Origin of the sequence: Serratia sp. HRI (assembly GCF_010119335.3) — a bacterium.
GTDB classification, from domain to species: domain Bacteria; phylum Pseudomonadota; class Gammaproteobacteria; order Enterobacterales; family Enterobacteriaceae; genus Serratia; species Serratia nevei.
In genome coordinates this window covers 3,779,856-3,798,562 of the sequence record NZ_CP083690.1, presented here as the reverse complement: position 1 = coordinate 3,798,562, position 18,707 = coordinate 3,779,856, and the positions used below count along the sequence as shown (strand labels likewise).

The 18,707-nt window shown below is 59.5% G+C and carries 14 protein-coding genes and 1 pseudogene; 3 read left to right on the top strand and 12 right to left on the bottom strand.

Annotated elements, in window-relative coordinates; all coding sequences use genetic code 11:
• Window positions 1-8: 8 nt before the first annotated feature.
• Both arfB and GF111_RS18115 read right to left on the bottom strand, forming a co-directional pair.
• Window positions 9-422: an alternative ribosome rescue aminoacyl-tRNA hydrolase ArfB gene (gene arfB / locus GF111_RS18120; RefSeq protein ID WP_028127523.1), complete on the bottom strand. Its 414-nt coding sequence runs from the start codon at window positions 420-422 to the stop codon at window positions 9-11.
• A gap of 3 nt (window positions 423-425) precedes the next feature.
• Complete coding sequence (locus tag GF111_RS18115) at window positions 426-974, bottom strand: YaeQ family protein (protein WP_033649819.1); 549 nt, start codon at window positions 972-974, stop codon at window positions 426-428.
• A gap of 213 nt (window positions 975-1,187) precedes the next feature.
• Between GF111_RS18115 and GF111_RS18110 the strand changes: the two genes are divergently transcribed.
• Both GF111_RS18110 and rof read left to right on the top strand, forming a co-directional pair.
• Window positions 1,188-1,388 (top strand): YaeP family protein, encoded by a 201-nt coding sequence (locus GF111_RS18110; RefSeq protein WP_102779885.1) that lies wholly within the window; start codon window positions 1,188-1,190, stop codon window positions 1,386-1,388.
• The gene (gene rof, locus GF111_RS18105; RefSeq protein ID WP_102779882.1) at window positions 1,375-1,638 is read left to right on the top strand and encodes a Rho-binding antiterminator; all 264 of its coding nucleotides are present in this window, start codon (window positions 1,375-1,377) and stop codon (window positions 1,636-1,638) included. The genes GF111_RS18110 and rof overlap by 14 nt, the downstream gene beginning before the upstream one ends.
• 50 nt (window positions 1,639-1,688) lie before the next feature.
• Here rof and GF111_RS18100 read toward each other — a convergent pair whose 3' ends face one another.
• The 8 genes from GF111_RS18100 to GF111_RS18065 all read right to left on the bottom strand — a co-directional run bounded on the left by GF111_RS18100 (window position 1,689) and on the right by GF111_RS18065 (window position 13,140).
• Window positions 1,689-2,003, bottom strand: coding sequence for a cytochrome c (locus GF111_RS18100; protein ID WP_033649818.1), 315 nt, complete (start codon window positions 2,001-2,003; stop codon window positions 1,689-1,691).
• On the bottom strand, window positions 2,003-3,334 hold the full coding sequence (tilS, locus tag GF111_RS18095) for a tRNA lysidine(34) synthetase TilS (RefSeq protein WP_147191237.1): 1,332 nt from the start codon (window positions 3,332-3,334) through the stop codon (window positions 2,003-2,005). Before tilS ends, GF111_RS18100 begins: the two co-directional genes overlap by 1 nt.
• Before the next feature lie 56 nt (window positions 3,335-3,390).
• Entirely contained in the window at window positions 3,391-4,842 is a 1,452-nt protein-coding gene (gene dtpD / locus GF111_RS18090; protein ID WP_048234599.1) for a dipeptide permease DtpD, read from the bottom strand.
• A 68-nt stretch (window positions 4,843-4,910) separates the two neighbouring features.
• Window positions 4,911-7,049 carry a lysine decarboxylase CadA gene (gene cadA, locus GF111_RS18085; RefSeq protein ID WP_038878804.1) on the bottom strand — a complete coding sequence of 713 codons (2,139 nt, stop codon included), beginning with the start codon at window positions 7,047-7,049 and terminating at the stop codon, window positions 4,911-4,913.
• Between the two features lie 95 nt (window positions 7,050-7,144).
• Window positions 7,145-8,488, bottom strand: a complete 1,344-nt coding sequence (cadB, locus tag GF111_RS18080; protein WP_038878801.1) for a cadaverine/lysine antiporter — start codon at window positions 8,486-8,488, stop codon at window positions 7,145-7,147.
• A 369-nt stretch (window positions 8,489-8,857) separates the two neighbouring features.
• Window positions 8,858-10,411, bottom strand: coding sequence for a lysine decarboxylation/transport transcriptional activator CadC (cadC, locus tag GF111_RS18075; protein WP_060434181.1), 1,554 nt, complete (start codon window positions 10,409-10,411; stop codon window positions 8,858-8,860).
• An 89-nt stretch (window positions 10,412-10,500) separates the two neighbouring features.
• Entirely contained in the window at window positions 10,501-10,890 is a 390-nt protein-coding gene (locus GF111_RS18070) for a VOC family protein (protein ID WP_038878796.1), read from the bottom strand.
• Between the two features lie 105 nt (window positions 10,891-10,995).
• A complete protein-coding gene (locus tag GF111_RS18065; protein ID WP_047729992.1) occupies window positions 10,996-13,140 on the bottom strand; it encodes a lysine decarboxylase LdcC in 2,145 nt (714 codons plus the stop codon).
• Window positions 13,141-13,212: 72 nt separating this feature from the next.
• Between GF111_RS18065 and GF111_RS18060 the strand changes: the two are divergent.
• Window positions 13,213-14,163: pseudogene (locus GF111_RS18060) on the top strand (ISL3 family transposase); the annotation flags it as partial.
• Window positions 14,164-14,211: 48 nt separating this feature from the next.
• Here GF111_RS18060 and accA read toward each other — a convergent pair.
• Window positions 14,212-15,171 carry an acetyl-CoA carboxylase carboxyl transferase subunit alpha gene (accA, locus tag GF111_RS18055; protein ID WP_004931972.1) on the bottom strand — a complete coding sequence of 320 codons (960 nt, stop codon included), beginning with the start codon at window positions 15,169-15,171 and terminating at the stop codon, window positions 14,212-14,214.
• Window positions 15,172-15,183: 12 nt separating this feature from the next.
• Complete coding sequence (gene dnaE, locus GF111_RS18050) at window positions 15,184-18,672, bottom strand: DNA polymerase III subunit alpha (RefSeq protein ID WP_047729991.1); 3,489 nt, start codon at window positions 18,670-18,672, stop codon at window positions 15,184-15,186.
• Window positions 18,673-18,707 lie beyond the last annotated feature (35 nt).

The following is an 18,707-nucleotide window of genomic DNA, read 5'->3' as shown; positions in this document are numbered from 1 at the left end:
ATGTATTCCTAAGTGCGAACCTTGCCACGCAGCGCCTTGGTGGCGCCTTTACGCGCCTTGCCTTCCAGGCGACGCAGTTTGGCCCCTTTCGTGGGCTTGGTCGCCTTGCGGGTTTTTTCCACCACCATCGCCTGCCGAATCAGCGCGGCCAGCCTGGCCAACGCCGCTTCGCGATTCAATTCCTGGCTGCGATACTCTTGCGCCTTGATAATCACCACGCCATCAGCGGTAATAAGATGATGATTCAGCGCCAGCAGCCGTTCCTTATAATACTCTGGCAGGCTGGATGCCCGGATGTCAAAGCGCAAATGGATCGCCGTTGAGGTTTTGTTCACGTGCTGGCCGCCCGCGCCCTGCGCGCGGATCGCCGTCAATTCCAGCTCATTATCCGGTATGGCTACGTTTCTTGACAGTTCCAGCACCGGTCACACCTGTGCCTGCTGCCACTCGGCAAACTGGATTTCCAGACTATTCTGAGCATCGGACAGCCAAATAGTTCCCTCTTGCAACGTCGCCTGCAGCGTCATGGTGCGACTGGCCAATGCCGTCAGGCGCGCCAGCTGTTCGTCGTCGAGAAAACGCACGCTCAGGTTCTTGTGGCCGGCCACCTTGCCCTGCATTCCCTGCCACCATACGTGCGCGGCGCGCTCGCCGTAAGCGTACAGCACCACGCGCGGCGACTGGTTGCAGGCCTTGCGAATGCGCTTCTCGTCGGGCAATCCCATCTCGATCCACATTTCCAGCCCATTGTGGTCGTTGCGCTGCCAGATCTCCGGCTCGTCGTCGGCGCTCAGCCCTTTGGTGAACACCAGCCGTTCGTCCGCATGGCAGATCCAGGCCAGCAAGCGCAGCATCATGCGCTGCTCGTTTTCGGACGGGTGTTGCGCCAGCGTCAGCGTGGCGTCGTGGTAGAAGTGACGATCCATATCAGCAATATTGACCGCGGCTTTATAAATGGTTGCTTTCAGCGCCATGGGTGACCTCGTTATTATCCGGCGACAGTGTACTTGATCAGGGCCAAACCCCGCCAGCGCGGCCAGGCCGCGGCAGTGCGAAAGGCGTGCCAGGGTGCTGATAACTCCATAACAGCTGTGCTATAGTCGTCTAGGATAGGATAAAACTCCGAGAGCCTGCGCCTCATCGCGAGAGCGGTCTTGATGATGCAGAGGTTCTTAAGGGAGGAAACTGTGCAACAATACTGTGAGTTAGTACGCCGTACTTACGCCGAGATTGGCAGTGGAGATCTTGGCTACGTGCCTGATGCGCTGGCTTGTGCGTTAAAGGCATTGGACGATGTCGCAGCGAACGACGCGCTACCGTCCTCCGTTAGGGAACAGGCGGCCTTTGCCGCCGCTAACTTATTGGTGAGCGACTATGTTGATAAATGATGAGTACCAACCCATCAATTGCGATGACTACGACAACCTGGAACTCGCCTGTCAGCATAAACTTATTCTGAAGCTGGAGTTACGCGACGGAGAAGTGATCGAGGCCAAGGCGATCGACCTGCTGCAAAAGAAACGCGTTGAGTATCTGACCATCGAACAGAACGGCCAACAGCGCGACCTGCGCCTTGACCATATCAGCAGTTTCAGTCATCCGGAAATCGGTACCGTGGTCGTCAGTCTGTCGGACTGAGTAGCGGTAACCCCATCCCAACAGGGCAGCCCAACGGCTGCCCTCGTCATTTAAGGCTTCAGGCTGGCGTAAAAGGCCGCCAGATCGGCGATATCGTCATCCGACAGCCCCGACACATAGGCCTTCATCACCTCGGCTTGGCCGCCGTTGCGCTCCCCTTTCTTATACGCCTGCAGCGCGTGCTGCAGGTACATGGCATTCTGCCCGGCCAGATTCGGGTACATCGGCACCGTCACCTTGCCCTGCGCGCCGTGGCACGCCGCGCAGGCGGCGGCTTTCGCCTGACCGGCGGCCGCATCCCCCGCCGCCAACGCCGGCAGGCTGAACAGGCCGGTGGCCAACAGCGTGATCCCCACAAACTTCATCATTGCTCCTCGCTATTATGATTTTTTTCCCAGCGCAGCCGCCATGGGCGTTCGCCTTCCGGCACCAGCCCCGCTTCACAGACGAATACGCCCAGCGCGGCGATCAGCTGCTCATCATAATAAATCAACGGGATGCGTTCACGCTGCCAGGGCGGAATACCCAGCTCCTGCCACAGTTTTTTTATCGGCCGCGAATGGGTGCGCCCCACGATGCGTACCGTGCCCTGCACGCCGCCGAAACGAATGCTGATCCGCTGCGATGGCTGCGGCGCACGCAGCGCCAGCTCGCCCTCACCGGCGACAAGCCGCCCCAGCCCATCCGGCAGCGCCAGCGGCTCGTCAGGCTGCCAGGGCAGATGCACATCGCGCAGCGCCGCCAACGGCGGCAACAGGTGCAACCGGCCGCGGAAACGGCGAATCTGATAGGTGCCGAGCTGCAGCTGCGGTTCGGCATCCTCCCGGCTGAGCGCCACCTCCTCCCACAGGCGTTGCAGCTGCTCACGCGCCGGCATGGCGACGTTAAACAACGCGATCCAGCGCCGCAGCAAGGCGAAGCGCCGCACCGGCGAACAGTCCGTCAGGCCGTCAATCGCCAATGAGCGATCCGCCGCCAACAGGTTTTGCAGCGGTTCCGCCAGCAGTTCGTCCAGCAGTTGCTCCTGCTCGGCGCACAGGCCGGCGCTGCGCGCCACCGCCGAGGCGAAGTGCGGCCAGCGTTGATTGAGCTGCGGCAGCACCTGCAACCGCAGGAAATTGCGATCGAAGCGCGTGTCCTGATTGCTGTCGTCATCGATCCAGGTTAAGGCGTGGCGTTGCGCATAGCTTTCCAGCGTCTGACGCGAACAGCCCAACAGCGGCCGCAACAGCAGGTGCTCACCCAACGCCGCGCGCGCCGCCATCGCCGACAGCCCCGCCGGCCCGCTGCCGCGCTTGAGCGCCAACAGGAAGGTTTCGCTTTGATCGTCGAGGTGTTGAGCGGTGAGCAGCGCTTCGCCCTCCGTCAGCGCGGTGCTGAAGGCGGCATAGCGCGCCGCACGCGCCGCCGCTTCGATACCGCCCTGGCGGGCGTCCACCTGCACGTGCGTCACCGTCAGCGGGATCTGCCAGTCGGCACAGCGGCTGCGGCAATGCTCAACCCAGCGGTCGGCAAAGGCGCTCAGGCCGTGATGCACGTGCAGCGCACGCAGCTGCAGCGCCGGACGCTGGCGTCGCAACTCCGCCAGCGCATGCAGCAGTACGCTGGAATCCAGGCCGCCGCTGAACGCCACCAGCAGCCGCTGCTGCGCGCCCAACTGGTCCGCCACCCGCGTCGTTAATTGATCAGTATTCATCGATAGGCTTTGTCACTTCTACATAGCTGCACGTTAACCCCGCCTACCGTCATCAATCAAGCATTAACCGTCCGGGCCTGGCGCCGCGTCAGCAACCACCAGCCGCCCAGCACCGCGATCACCGCCAGCGAGCATCCGGCCGCTCCCCAGCCGATCTGAGCGAAAATGCGGCCATACGCCTGCATCGCCGCCCCCTCGATGTGATCCTCGGCGGTCTGATTGGCGATAATGCCCGCCAGGTAGTTGGCGATCGAGCCGGTCGCCAGCATATAGATACCGGTCAGCACGCCGGTGGCGCCGGGGATATTCAGCCGGGTGATCTGCGCCATCGCCACCGGATCGATAAACAGTTCGGCGAAGCCCATCACCGCCAGGCCGGCGATCATCAGCCCCATCGATCCCGGCCCGTGCAGCCGCGTATTGAGCGCCATCAGCGTAAAGCCGACGCCGATCAACAGCAGACCGAAGGCGAACTTGCACCAGATGCGCAGCGTGCGATCGCCCGTACCGTCGCCGCTCGCAAGCCATGCCAACGCCACGCCGCCCAGCATCACCGCGCAGGCGTTAACCGACTGGAACAGCGCGGTCGGCACCGTCCAGCCGAACCAGCGCCGATCGACGAAGTGATCGATAAACAGGCTGATGGAGCTGCCGCCCTGCTGGGCGAAAGCCCAGAACAGCGTGCCCAGCAGCATCAGCACAGCGATCTGCCACAGCCCCCGGCGCTGGCCGGCGTCCGCACGCAGCATAATGCGCGCCACCAGCACCACCGCCGCCACGCATACCAGCCCGAGCAAATAGCCGGCCCAGTCGTGCACAAACAGCAGCGTGAAGAACAGCGGCGATGCCAGCAGCGCCGCCAACAGCCAACCCCAGTGCGGCAAACCCAGGCTTTTGGCGCGCATCAGCGGTGCATTCACGCCGCGGGTATGGCGGAAGTGGCGCCCGCCAAGCAGGAAGATCGCCAGGCCGGCGAACATGCCGATCCCGGCCAACGCAAAGCCGACGTGCCAGCCATAGCGCTCGGCCGCCAACCCGCAGGCGATCGGCGCCAAAATGGAACCGACGTTGCCGGCGGCGTACAGCAGCGAGAAGCCCCCTTCGCGGCGCGAGTCCTGCGCCGGATACAGCTCGCCCAGCAGGCAGCTGATATTGGATTTGAACAGACCGTAGCCGCAGATGATGATGGCCAGCGCCAGATAGAGCGACTGGGCGGAGACCGCACTCAGGCCGAGCACGATATGCCCCAGCGTCATCAGCGCCGCGCCGGCAATCACCGCGACGCGATTGCCCAGCAGGCGGTCGGCGAGCCAGCCGCCCAAAATAGGAGTGACATAAACTAACGAAGCGTAAGCGCTGTAGAGATCGATGGCGTGGCTGTCGGTATAGCCGAGTTGGTGGGTCAGATAGAGAATCAGTAACGCACGCATGCCGTAAAAGCTGAAATATTCCCAAATTTGTATGGCTACGACATAGTAGATTGCGCGCGGCTGTGAGGGTGTTTTCATGGAGGTCTCCCATCAGTCGGTGAACGACAAAGGGGAAGCGCGAGCGCCTCCCCTGTTATTGGCTGCGGTTATTTCGCCTTCAGCACTTTCACCCGATAACGTCCGTCCGCCTGACGATAGGCGCCGTGAATGTCGGTTTCAAAGCCCGGATAATGCGCGCCGATTTCGCACAGCATCTGCAGGAACTCCAGCACCGGCCGGCTCTCCTCGGTCAGCATTTCGCCCGGCATCACCAGCGGCACGCCCGGTGGGTATGGGAGGATCATATTGGCGTTGACCTTGCCGACCATCTCTTCCAGATAGACTTCTTCCACTTCGCCGTGCAGCTCTTTCTGGAACGCCTGATACGGGTTCATCACCATGGTTGGCAGCACTTCGAACGCGCGATACATCAGATCCGGCAGGTTGTGTTGCTCCACCAGGCGGTGAATGTTCTGCGCCAGATCCTGAATGCGCATGTTTTCATAGAAATCAGGCGCTTCCTGATACAGCGAAGGCAGCATGTTTTTCACCCGCAGGTTCAGATCGAACGAGCGTTTGAAGTCGGTCATCGCGCGCAGCAGGCTGAGCGCCTTGGTTTTGTCGATGCCGATGCTGAACAGGAACAGCAGGTTGTACGGCCCGGTTTTCTCGACGATGATGCCGCGTTCGTCGAGGTATTTCGCCACGATGCTGGCCGGGATACCGAACGGCTGCATCTCGCCTTCCTTGCTCATCCCCGGCGTCAGAATGGTGACCTTGATCGGGTCGAGATACATGTGTTCGTTATCGATATTCTTGAAGCCGTGCCAGGCGCTGTCGGAACGCAGCGGCCAGCATTCCGGCTCATCGATATGCTCCGGCTGCCAGACGTCGAAGAACCAGCCGTCGGATTCAACTTTCAGGCGTTTGATCTCTTTGCGGAACTTGATCGCGCGCTCGATAGAGCCGTTGATCAGGCGCTTGCCGGCGTTGCCTTTCATCATCGCCGCGGCGGTTTCGGTCGACGCCACGATGCCGTAGTGCGGCGAGGTGGTGGTGTGCATCATGTAGGCTTCGTTGAAGGTTTCTTCGTTGATGTCACCCTTCACGTGAATCATCGAAGCCTGCGAGAAGGCCGCCAGCAGTTTGTGGGTGGACTGGGTTTCATAGATCACCTTGCCCTCCACGCGGCCGCCGCTCATGCCACACTTGCCTTTGTAGATCGGGTGGAAGTTGGTGTAAGGCACCCAGGCGGAATCGAAGTGGATCGACTTCACGTCCAGGGTGTTCTTGATAAAGTCGGTGTTGTACAGCAGGCCGTCATAGGTGGAGTTGGTGATCACCGCGTGTACCGGCCAGGTGGCGTTCGGGGTGTCCTTCACGCGTTTGGCGATGGTGGCGCGCTGGAACTCGCTCTGCGGAATGCCGCCGAGGATGCCGTAGGCGTTGCGGGTCGGGCGGAAGTAGATCGGCGTGATGTCACTCATCATCATCAGGTGAGTCAGCGACTTGTGGCAGTTACGGTCAATCAGCACCGTGCTGCCCGCCGGCGCCGAGTACATGCCGACGATCTTGTTGGCGGTGGAGGTGCCGTTGGTGACCATGTAGCTGCGTTCGGCGTTGAACACGCGGGAAATGTACTCTTCCGCCTCTTTGTGCGGGCCGGAGTGATCCAGCAACGATCCCAGTTCGGACACCGAAATCGAGATATCCGACTTCATGGTGTTCGGGCCGAAGAAATCGTAGAACAGGCTGCCCACCGGGCTCTTCTGGAACGCGGTGCCGCCCATGTGGCCCGGCGTACAGAAGGTGTATTTGCCTTCGCGCACGTATTTGAACAGCGCCTTGGTCAACGGCGGCAGGATGGTGTCGATATACTCGTCGGTATTCTGTTTGATCTTGGCGGCGATGTCGGTTGCCGCGCCGAGCGCATATTCGAAGAAGCGCACCTGCATGCGCAGATCGTTCAGGCTGACGTCCAGCGTCGAATAGGTGTTGGCGAACGCGTACAGCGGCATGTACTCGTTCAGCTGGCTGATCTCTTCGCACAGCTCCAGGTTGTATTTGTCCCAGTCGAAGATCACCCCGCACAGACGGGCGTTGTTCTCGATCAGTTTCAGCAGGTCTTCGCGATCGTTAGGGTAAACGATGCGGAAATCCAGACTTTCCAGCGCCTGATGCAGTTCACGGATAGGCTCTTCTTTGAAGTAGACACCCATGTGATTCATGATGGCGATAACGTTCATATGCATTTCTCCTGGCAAAGCAAGCCCCTTCCCGTCGCGGCTGACAGGTCGGAAAGAAAGGGGCTGGGTAAATTCAGTCGGTCAGCGGACGCGAATCAGTGCGCTTTGGCCGTGGTGTTTTCATCGACCGCCGCTGCGTTGGCAGCCTGGCGGGTATTCATTTTCCGGGCGTAGAACATCAGGATAATCAGGCTGATGATAAAGGTGCCGGACAGTTCGAATGAGTTGGCGCCCATCAGCGCGATGAAGCAGAAGCCACAGCCGCACACCGAAGCGATCAGGCTCAGCAGGTTGCGCACGTTGACCCCTTCGAAGCGGATCAGGTCTACGCAGGAGTAGAAGTAAGGCAGCATGGTCAGCAGCACCGCGATGCCGGTCAGTTCGCCGAACAGGTCGGACGCTTTGCCGCCGGCGGAGCTCATCAGGGTGATCAGCACCATCAGCGCGGTCATTTTGCAACCGGCCAGCAGCAGGCCTTTCTTCGGAATGCCGTTTTTATCCAGCTCGCCGTACACTTTCGGGAAGTTGCCGTCGTTGGCGGCACGTACCCCGGCCTGGCCGACCAGCATCATCCACGAACCCAGTGACGTCAGGCAGGCGAAGGCGGTGAAGGCGGAAACCATCGGTGCGGCCCAGTTGCCCATAATCGCCGAGGCGCTGATGGCGAACGGCGCGCCGCTGGCGGCCATTTCAGACGCCGGGAACATACCGCTGATCACCTGGGTGGCAGCGATGTAGATAATGCCAGCCAGGCCGGTGCCGAGCATGGTTGCCAGCGGCACGGTACGTTTCGGGTTTTTCACCATGCCGGTGCTGACCGCTGCGGATTCCACGCCGATAAACGCCCACAGGCACAGCAGGATACTCTTGATGACCGCATGGCTGTCGGTGGTGCCGGAGGTATTCCAGTTAGCCTGATAGGTGGCGACGTCAAACCAGTGCCAGCCGATGGTGGCAGTCACGATCACCGGGATCAGCACCAGCACCAGGCCCAGGGTGGTCAAACGGCTGACCCAGGTTCCGCCCAGCATGTTCACGAAGGTGAAGACCCACACGATAGCGATACAGGCGATGCCGGCAGGTACCGGGTTGTTCAGCGCCGGGAAGAAGGTGGAGAGATAAGAAACGGCGGTAATGCCGATGGCCAGGTTACCGATCCAGTTGGCATGGTAATAAAGCACGCCGGTCTGGAAACCGAAGGCCGGGGAGATTTCACCCGCGTAGGCGATAGGGCCGCCCTGCTGCGGGTTTTTGGTGGCGAGGCGGGCATACACATAGGCCAGCGACATCGCCCCGATAATCGAGATCACCCATCCCCAGATGGCGATAGATCCGAGACTCGCCAGATTGGCGGGCAATAAGGCAATCCCGCTCCCCATCATATTACCGGCGACAACGCCGGTGCAGGCAATAAGCCCTATTTTCTTGGGTGAAGCCATGGTCAGTTTCTCCTGATTTACGTTTCTTATAAGCCACACCCATAAATAAAAGATTTTAATGAGCCGGCTTGATAGTCAGGATGCTAACCATCGGGGGGAATAAAGTCCTAAAGATAAAGTGAGATTACGCTCATGATCATACAAATGATAACCTGAGGTTTTTCATTAACACATCAAGATAAAAAGGTAAGCTAAAGAAAAGATAAACATCATTTTAAAACAACAATATAGAAAGGTTAAAAACAAATAACAAACGGCAGAAAAGAAATAATATCGCGCAGCAAAATAATACACTCACGCAACATACCTTCACCAATAAATAACGCCACCATGATTCCCGGAGAATAATAGCGGCGTGATATCGGTTAATTATTGGCGCTGATAGTTATTTAAATAAGGCACCACGTTGGTCAATGACGTCTGGAATACGCCATTGGTTATCCAATGCAATGTGTCTTCGCCGGGGCGAAGATTGAATGCGGTAATATAAGAATCCGCTGCCAAATGGTTCTGCCCCTGCATTTCATACACCTTGCCCAGCAGCACATAATTCAGCCACGACATTTGCAATTCAATCCCCAGATCGATCGCCCGGTGCGCCTCGTCAATGCGCCCCTGCGTCAATGCATCTACCGCCAGAACTTGCTGCATGATTGGCGTGTTTTTCAATTCGGGGATCGTCGCCAGATGGCTGATATCGGCGCGCAATTGCGCCAGGGCCTGGCTGTCGAACGGTTGATAAGAATTACGCAGCAGATCCACCAGCGCCTTTTCGGCCAGCAGGTAGTGGAAGTTCGGCGCGCTTTTAATCAGCTCGCTCAGCTGGGCGCTGGCGCGGGTCAACGAATCGGCGTCGCCGTGGATCAGCAACTGATGCGCCTGGTAGAAACGCTGCAGCAACGGCCCGTTGTCGGGCAGCAGCTGCGCCAGGCGCTGCGCCAGCTGTGGCGGCCAAGGCTGCTTCAGCGCAGCGGACAGGCTGGAGAGGAAGTCGGTCTGGATCTTCAGCTGGTTATCGGCGGTAATAAAGTAACGCTTGTCCAGCATGACTGAGCTGTCGGCGTTATCCACCAGCCGCACGGACAGGAAACACTGCTGGGCGCGATAGTGGCGCTGATTGACGAACTCGATATACAGCGACTTGCCCGAGTTGCTGGGGCCGGAATAGTTGTAGTTGGTCTGGTCGTGCACCAGGAAGGTCGAGTAGGTGTTCAGCGAATCGGTGATCAGCTCGCTGACGCCCACCACATAAGAGAGCTGCGGCATCCAGTTACTGCAGCTCTCGCCGCCCTGGATGCGAATATCGATATCGCGCGGGTTGAGCAACACCGGCATGGTGGATACCGGCACGCGCTGCGACAGCGTGGCGATGCCGACAAACGCCACGCAGACGCTGAGCGCCGCCAGAAACGCCAGCCACACCCAGAAGGTCGAGCGACGATAAAAACGCGGCTTCTTTTCGCCGGGCGCGGCAGGCGGTGCGCTTGCCCGGCGCGGCGGCACATACGGCGTCTCGTCTTCCTCGCTGCCGTCTTCCGGCTCATGCATGATCACCGCGATCTGCGGCGCCAGTGCGGGAGCGGGTTGCGTCTCCCCTTCTTCACACCAGATCACCGACGTCGCCAGCTTATACCCGCGCTTGGGCACGGTGATAATGTATTCCGGGCTGTCGCTGTCGCCGTCTTTCAGGTATTTGCGCAGCTCTGAAATACATTGGGTCACCACGTGGTTGGTGACGATATTGCGCTTCCAGACGTTGTCGATCAGCTCGTCGCGGCTCAGCACCACGTCGGGATGCCGGGCGAAATAGCACAGCATGTCGATCAGGCGCGGTTCCAGCGTTTTTTGGCGTCCGTCGCGGCTGATGGTGTTGTCGGCAGGGGTCACCAGCCACTCCCCGACGCGAAAAGCAGGCTCTTGCATGGCGGAAATAACTCTGTAGGCATGTAGGGCAAGGGCGCGATCATAGCATAACCGCCCCCGGCTGTGGCCGCCGGGAGGCGATTAAGCCGTTAACTCTCGTATAATTCTAACGGTAAACCATCGGGATCGCTGAAAAAGGTAAAACGGGATTGGGTATAAGGATCGACGCGGACCGGTTCGCAGGCGACGCCGGCCGCCTGCAGATGGGCGATGGCCTGGTCAATGTCGTCAACGCTGAACGCCAGATGGCGCAGGCCGCAGGCCTCCGGGCGGCTGACGCGGGCCGGCGGCGAAGGGAAAGAAAACAGCTCGATAGTGTATTGCCCGTTGAGCGCCAGATCGGCTTTCCAGGAGCCGCGCTCCTCGCGGTAGACTTCGCTCAGCAGGGTAAATCCGAGAATGTCGCAGTAAAAATGCTTACTGGCGGCGTAGTCCGCGCCAATGATCGCGATATGGTGTACCTGACGTAACGCCAGCATGGCGGCCTCTCCTGTTCGGTTTGATGAGGCAAGGTATCCGGCGGCGGCGATGACGTCAATGAGAACGCCCGGCATATCTTTCCAAACCGCCGGGCGTGTAATGCATTACGGCTGCGGGGCTTTCAACACCTTCACCAGATAGCGTCCGTCCTCCGTCAGTTTGGCGCCGTGGATGTCGGTTTCAAAGCCGGGGTAGCGTTCGCCGATCGAGCACAGCATCAGCAGAAAATCGAGCACTGCCCGGCTCTCTTCGGTGATCATTTCTCCCGGCATCACCAGCGGCACGCCCGGCGGATACGGCAGGATCATATTGGCCGCCACCTTGCCCACCAGCTGATCCAGCTCACAGGTTTCCACGTTGCCGCGCACCTGCTCCTGGAACATCTGGTGCGGCGTCAGCTTCATTTCCGGCAGCACATCGAACGCCCGCTGCATCAGGCGCGGCAGCTCGTGCTGGCAGATCAGGCGGTGAATGCCGGCGGCCAGATCCTGAATGCGCATGTTGCGATAGAAATCCGGATCCTCGGCGTACAGATCCGGCAGCATGTTCTTCACCCGCAGGTTGAGATCGTAGGCGCGTTTGAAGTCGGTCAGGCCGCGCAGCAGGCTCATCGCCTTGGTTTTATCGATGCCGATACTGAACAGGAACAGCAGGTTGTACGGCCCGGTCTTCTCCACCACGATGCCGCGCTCGTCGAGGTACTTCGCCACCAGCGCCGCCGGGATCCCCTCCTCCTCCAGCGTGCCCAGCTCGTTCATGCCCGGCGTCAGGATCGTCACCTTGATCGGATCGAGGTACATGTGATCGCGATCGGTCTGGCCAAAACCGTGCCAGTTGTCGTCCGGATCCAGTGGCCAGCATTGCGCTTCATCGATCTCTTCCGGCTGCCAAATGTCGAAGAACCAACTGTCGCTCTCCTCGCGCAGCCGCTGCACTTCACGGCGAAAATGCAGCGCACGCTCCACCGAGCGGTTGATCAAGCGGCGCCCCGGGTTGCCGCGCAGCATGGCGGCAGCGGTCTCCATCGATGCCACGATGCCATAGTGCGGCGAGGTGGTGGTGTGCATCATGTAGGCTTCGTTGAAGGTGCTCTCGTCGTAGTCGCCCTTGATATGAATCATCGAAGCCTGCGAGAAAGCCGCCAGCAGCTTGTGCGTCGACTGGGTTTCGTAGAAAACCTTACCGGGCACCCGCTCGCCGCTCATGCCGCTTTTGCCGTCGTAAATCGGATGGAAGTTGGTGTAAGGCACCCAGGCGGAGTCGAAGTGGATCGATGGCACCTCCAGCGTCTGCTTGATGTAGTCGGTGTTGTACAGCAGGCCGTCATAGGTGGAATTGGTGATCACCGCGTGCACCGGCCAGGTAGCATTCTGGGTCTCCTGCACCCGGGCGGCGATGCTTTCGCGGGTAAACTCGCGCTGCGGAATGCCGCCGAGGATGCCATAGGCGTTGCGCAGCGGGCGCAGATAGATCGGCACGATATCGCTCATCATCAACAGGTGACACAGCGATTTGTGGCAGTTGCGGTCGATCAGCACCGTGCTGCCGGCCGGCGCCGAATACATGCCGACGATCTTGTTGGCGGTGGAGGTGCCGTTGGTGACCAGATAGCTCTGCTCGGCGTTGAAGGTACGCGCGATATACTCTTCGGCCTCCAGGTGCGGCCCGGTGTGATCCAGCAGCGAACCGAGCTCGGTAACCGAAATCGAGATGTCGGCCTTCAGGGTATTGGCGCCGAAGAAATCGTAGAACAGGCAGCCCACCGGGCTTTTTTGAAACGCGGTGCCGGCCATGTGGCCCGGCGTGCAGAAGGTGTACTTCCCTTCGCGCACGTAGTTGAACAGCGCCTTGGTGAGCGGCGGCGTAATGGTATCGATGTATTCCGCGGTGTACTGCTGGATGCGCTGCGCGATATCGTCGGCCGCATTTAGGCCATACTCGAAGAAATAGAGCACCATGCGCATTTCATGCAGGCTGACGTCGAAAGTGGAGTGGGTATTGATAAAGGCGTACAGCGGCAGGTATTCGTTCAGCTCGTTGATCTCGCTGCACAGCTCCAGGCTGTAGTCGTCCCAGTCGAAGATCACCCCGCAGATGCGGGCGTTGGCTTCGATCAGCTTCAGCAGGTCGCCGCTGTTTTTGGGGTACACCAGCTGGAATCCCATAGCAGCCAGCGCAGCATGGAGCTCGCGGATCGGCTCATCTTTGTAGTAGACGCCCGTCGGGCCCATGATGGCGATGATATTCATCGGCAGCTCCTGTCAGTTAACGGCCAAGTCTCTATAACACCACGAAAATCCGGCGGTGTGTAGCCAAAAAAAAACGAAAAAATCAGCTGGTTGCCTGAACGCCAGAGATATACCACGACGCTATCCGTATGGGTTGAGTCACTGACCCGTTTACTGCCGATTAAACATGTTGCACAACTCACCGGACTGCACTGGCATACGGTCAAGAATATCGACTACCGGCGTCTGCTGCGGGAACGAACAGAGCCGCAGCGCCATACCCTCCGCCGTCTGGTGATGGATGAGTTCGCCCTGTTCAAAGGACATCGCTATGCCACCGTGGTGATGGATGCGGATACGCAACAGGTGTTGTGGGTGGGCGAAGGCCGCAGCAGAGCGGCCTTCCGCCCCTTCTTCGTCTGGCTGGGCGCTGAAGGCTGTGCTGCTATCCAGTCTGTCGCCATGGATATGAATACGGCGTTAGACCTGGAGGTCAGGCATCACTGCCCGCAGGCGGAAGTGGTCTATGACTTGTTCCATGTGGTGGCAAAGTATGGCCGGGAGGTTATCGACCGGGTCCGCGTCGACCAGGCCAATCAACTCCGTGATAACCCAAAATCGCGTCAGGTCATCAAACGCAGCCGCTGGCTGCTGCTGCGCAACCCAGAAAACCTGCCCGAAGGGCATGAGGTAAAGCTCACGGAGTTGCTGGAGGCGAATCAGCCGCTGAATGTGGTATGGCTGATGAAAACGACGCTGAAAGAACTGTGGTACGCCCCGAGTGAACAAGAGGCGCAGAGACGCTGGACAAGCTGGTACAGGCAGTCTCAGGAAAGCGGAATCAAGGCGTTGCAACACTTCGCCGAGAAACTGAAAGGGTATGCCGGTGGCATCATCGCGAGTGCCAGACACAGGTTGAATACCAGCGTGCTGGAAGGGATGAACAATAAGATAAAAGTGATGAAGCGGATGGCCTATGGATACCGGGATAACGCTTACTTCTTCCTGAAAATCAAAGCAGCGTTCCCCGGTAAAGCGCGATGAACCAAAAAAAACCGCCCGGAGGCGGTTTCTTGCAACGAAGCACAGAACTCAGCAGTAGCCGTAGTTCATCAGACGTTGGTAGCGACGGTTGAGTAACTCTTCATCGTTCAGACCGTCCAGATCTTTCAGATCGGCCAACAGCTGCGCTTTCAGCGCGGCCGCCATCGCCGGCACGTCGCGGTGTGCGGAACCGAGCGGCTCCGGGATCACCGAGTCAATCAGCTTCAGCTCTTTCAGGCGCGGCGCGGTGATGCCCATCGCTTCTGCGGCCAGCGGCGCCTTGTCGGCACTCTTCCACAGGATGGAGGCACAGCCTTCCGGCGAAATCACCGAGTAGGTGCTGTACTGCAGCATGTTCACCTTATCGCCCACGCCGATCGCCAGCGCGCCGCCGGAGCCGCCTTCGCCGATGACGGTGCAGATGACCGGTACGTTCAGACGCGACATCTCACGCAGGTTGCGCGCGATGGCTTCAGACTGGCCACGCTCTTCCGCGCCCACGCCCGGATAAGCGCCCGGGGTGTCGATAAAGGTGATGATCGGCATCTTGAAGCGGGCGGCCATTTCCATCAGGCGCAAAGCCTTGCGGTAGCCTTCCGGCGCCGGCATACCGAAGTTGCGGCGGATCTTCTCTTTGGTTTCACGGCCTTTCTGGTGCCCGATGATCATCACCGGGCGACCATCCAGGCGCGCAATACCGCCGACGATCGCTTTGTCATCGGCGTAAGCGCGATCGCCCGCCAACTCTTCGAAGTCGGTAAAGATGTGTTTGATATAATCCAGGGTATAAGGACGGCGCGGGTGGCGTGCCAATTGGGCAATCTGCCAAGCCCCAAGATCGGCAAAAATCTTGCGCGTCAGCTCAACGCTCTTTTCACGCAGGCGCTGAACCTCTTCGTCCAGATTAATATCTAATTTTTCGTCTTGACGGCTGACTGCAGTCAGCGAGTCAATTTTCGCTTCCAGCTCTGCAATCGGCTGTTCAAAATCAAGAAAATTCAGACTCATAGCATTCCTATTTTAGTCAAATTCCAAGTCCACCTGCTCATTGCCTACCAACGTCCGCAAGTCTATCAACAAGCGGTCGGTGGGCGTCACGCGCCAGGTTGCGCCAAAACGCAGCTTGGCTCGCGCATCTTCCCGTTGATAGTAGAGATGCACTGGAATCGTCCCCGATCGATGGGGTTCCAACGACTGACGGAGACGGTTCAAAAGCTGGTCATCAATTTGCCTGTCAGTCAGCGAGATAGCAAGCCCGCGAGCGTATTTTTCCCGGGCTTCACTGATGTCCATTACCTCGCGGGCCATCATTTTAAGCCCGCCGCTAAAGTCATCAAAGCTGACCTGTCCACTGGCGATAAGGATACGGTCTTTTTCCAACAAATGCTGGTATTTTTCTAACGCTTCGGTGAATAACATCACTTCCAGGCGGCCCGAACGGTCATCCAATGTACAGATACCGATGCGGTTGCCGCGCTTGGTCACCATCACCCGCGCGGCGACCACCAGCCCGACGGCGGTGGTCATTTTGCCCCGATCCGTCGGGTGCATGTCTTTCAAACGCTGGCCACCGGCGTAACGTTCGATCTCCTTCAGGTACTGGGTGATCGGGTGGCCGGTCAGGTACAGCCCCAGCGTCTCCCGTTCACCGTCCAGCACCACCTGCTCCGGCCAGGGGGCGATATTGGCATAGGATTGCTCCACCTGCTCCGGCGCCTCCGCCAGCACGCCGAACATATCTACCTGGCCAATAGCTTCGGCTTTCGCATGCTGATCCGCCGCTTTCAACGCGTCGCCGAGCGAATTCATCAGCGCGGCGCGGTGCGGCCCGAGGCGATCGAACGCGCCGGACATGATCAGTTTTTCCAGAATGCGGCGATTCAGTTTCTTGATGTCGGAGCGCGCGCACAGGTCAAACAGGTCTTTGAAGTAACCTTGTTCGCCGCTGTTGCGCGCCTCGATAATGGCCTCGATCGGCCCTTCGCCCACGCCCTTGATGGCGCCGATGCCGTAAACGATCTCGCCGTCGTCGTTGACGTGGAAGTGATACAAACCGCTGTTGATGTCCGGCGGCAGGATCTTCAGCCCCATGCGCCAGCATTCGTCCACCAGCCCCACCACTTTGTCGGTGTTGTCCATATCGGCGGTCATCACCGCCGCCATAAACTCGGCCGGATAGTGCGCCTTCAGCCACAGCGTCTGATACGAAACCAGCGCATAGGCGGCGGAGTGCGATTTGTTGAAGCCGTAACCGGCGAACTTCTCCACCAGGTCGAAGATTTTCACCGACAGTTCGCCGTCGATACCGCGCGCTTTCGCGCCGTCTTCAAAGCCGCCGCGCTGCTTGGCCATTTCGACCGGGTTCTTTTTACCCATCGCACGGCGCAGCATGTCCGCGCCGCCCAGGGTATAGCCGGCCAGCACCTGGGCAATCTGCATCACCTGTTCCTGATACAGGATGATGCCGTAGGTCGGTTCCAGCACCGGCTTGAGCGACTCATGCTGCCACTGAATGTCCGGGTAGGAGATCTCTTCGCGGCCGTGTTTGCGGTCGATGAAGTTATCCACCATGCCCGACTGCAGCGGCCCCGGGCGGAACAGCGCCACCAGTGCGATCATGTCTTCGAAGCAGTCGGGCTTCAGACGTTTGATCAGGTCTTTCATGCCGCGCGATTCAAGCTGGAACACCGCCGTGGTTTCCGAGCGCTGCAGCATGTCGAAGCTTTTCTTGTCATCGAGCGGAATGGCGGCGATGTCGATCGGTTCCAGCCCGGTTTTGGCGCGCCGGGCGTTGATCATCTCCAGCGCCCAGTCGATGATGGTCAGGGTACGCAGACCGAGGAAGTCGAACTTCACCAGCCCGGCGTATTCCACGTCGTTCTTGTCGAACTGGGTCACCGGATGGTGCCCTTCGGCGTCGCAGTACAGCGGCGCGAAGTCGGTGATTTTGGTCGGCGCGATCACCACGCCCCCGGCGTGTTTACCGGCGTTGCGCGTCACCCCTTCCAGCTTGCGCGCCATGTCGATCAGCGCCTTGACCTCTTCGTCGGCCTCGTAAATTTCCGGCAGCTGCGGTTCGGCGGCGAAGGCTTTTTCCAGCGTCATGCCCGGATCCGGCGGCACCAGCTTGGAGATGCGATCGACGAAGCCGTACGGATGCCCCAGCACGCGGCCCACGTCGCGGATAACCGCTTTCGCCGCCATAGTACCGAAGGTGATGATCTGCGATACCGCTTCGCGGCCGTACATCTCCGCCACGTGCTCAATTACCTGGTCGCGCTTCTCCATGCAGAAGTCGACGTCGAAGTCGGGCATCGAGACACGTTCCGGGTTCAGGAAGCGTTCGAACAGCAGGTCGAATTCCAACGGATCGAGGTCGGTGATTTTCAACGCATAGGCCACCAGCGAACCGGCACCGGAGCCGCGCCCCGGCCCCACCGGTACGTTGTTGTCCTTCGACCACTGGATAAACTCCATCACGATCAGGAAGTAGCCGGGGAACCCCATCTGGTTGATCACCTTCAGCTCGACGTCCAGACGCTCGTCGTATTCCGGGCGGCGCTGCGCGCGCACTTCAGGATCGGGGAACAGGAACTCGAGACGCTCTTCCAGCCCCTCTTTCGATTTGAGTACCAGGAAGTCCTCGGTGCTCATGTCGCCGGTCGGGAACTGCGGCAGGAAGTATTCGCCGAGGCGAATGGTGACGTTGCAGCGCTTGGCGATCTCGACGCTGTTCAGCAGCGCTTCCGGAATGTCGGCGAACAGCTCGCACATCTCGTCTTCGCTGCGCATGTATTGCTGCGGGCTGTAGTTGCGCGGCCGCTTGGGATCGTCCAGCGTAAAGCCGTCGTGGATGGCGACGCGAATCTCATGGGCATCGAAGTCGTCTTCCACCAGGAAGCGCACGTCGTTGGTGGCCACCACCGGCAAACCGCGTTCGGTGGCCAGCGCCACCGCCGCATGCAGGTAGTTCTCTTCGTCCGGGCGGCCGGTGCGGATCAGTTCCAGGTAGTAACAGTCCGGGAAGTGCTGCTGGTAGAAGTCCAGGCACTGATCCACCTGCGCCTGGTTGCCGCGCAGCAGAAACTTGCCGACGTCGCCCTGACGCGCGCCGGAGAGCAGAATCAGCCCTTCACGATGTTCAATCAGCCAGTCGCGATCGATGGTCGGGCCGGCGGCCCCGTAGCCACGCTGATAGGCGCGGGAAATCAGCAGCGTCAGGTTCTGGTAGCCTTCGTTGTTGCTGGCCAGCACCGTCAGCTGAGCCAGCTCGTCGCCCAGCTCTTCGCTTTGCACATGAAAATCCGCGCCGATGATCGGTTTGATCCCGGCGCCGTGCGCGCTGCCGTAGAACTTCACCAGCCCGCACAGGTTGGTGAAATCGGTGATTGCCAGAGCAGGCATGGCTAACGCGGCGGCTCTTTTCACCAGCGGCGCCGTCTTGGCCAATCCATCAATCATGGAGTAGTCACTGTGGACGCGCAGGTGAATAAAACGAGGTTCGGCCATCTCCAGATACCTGATTGAAGGGGCTCAGCAGGCTG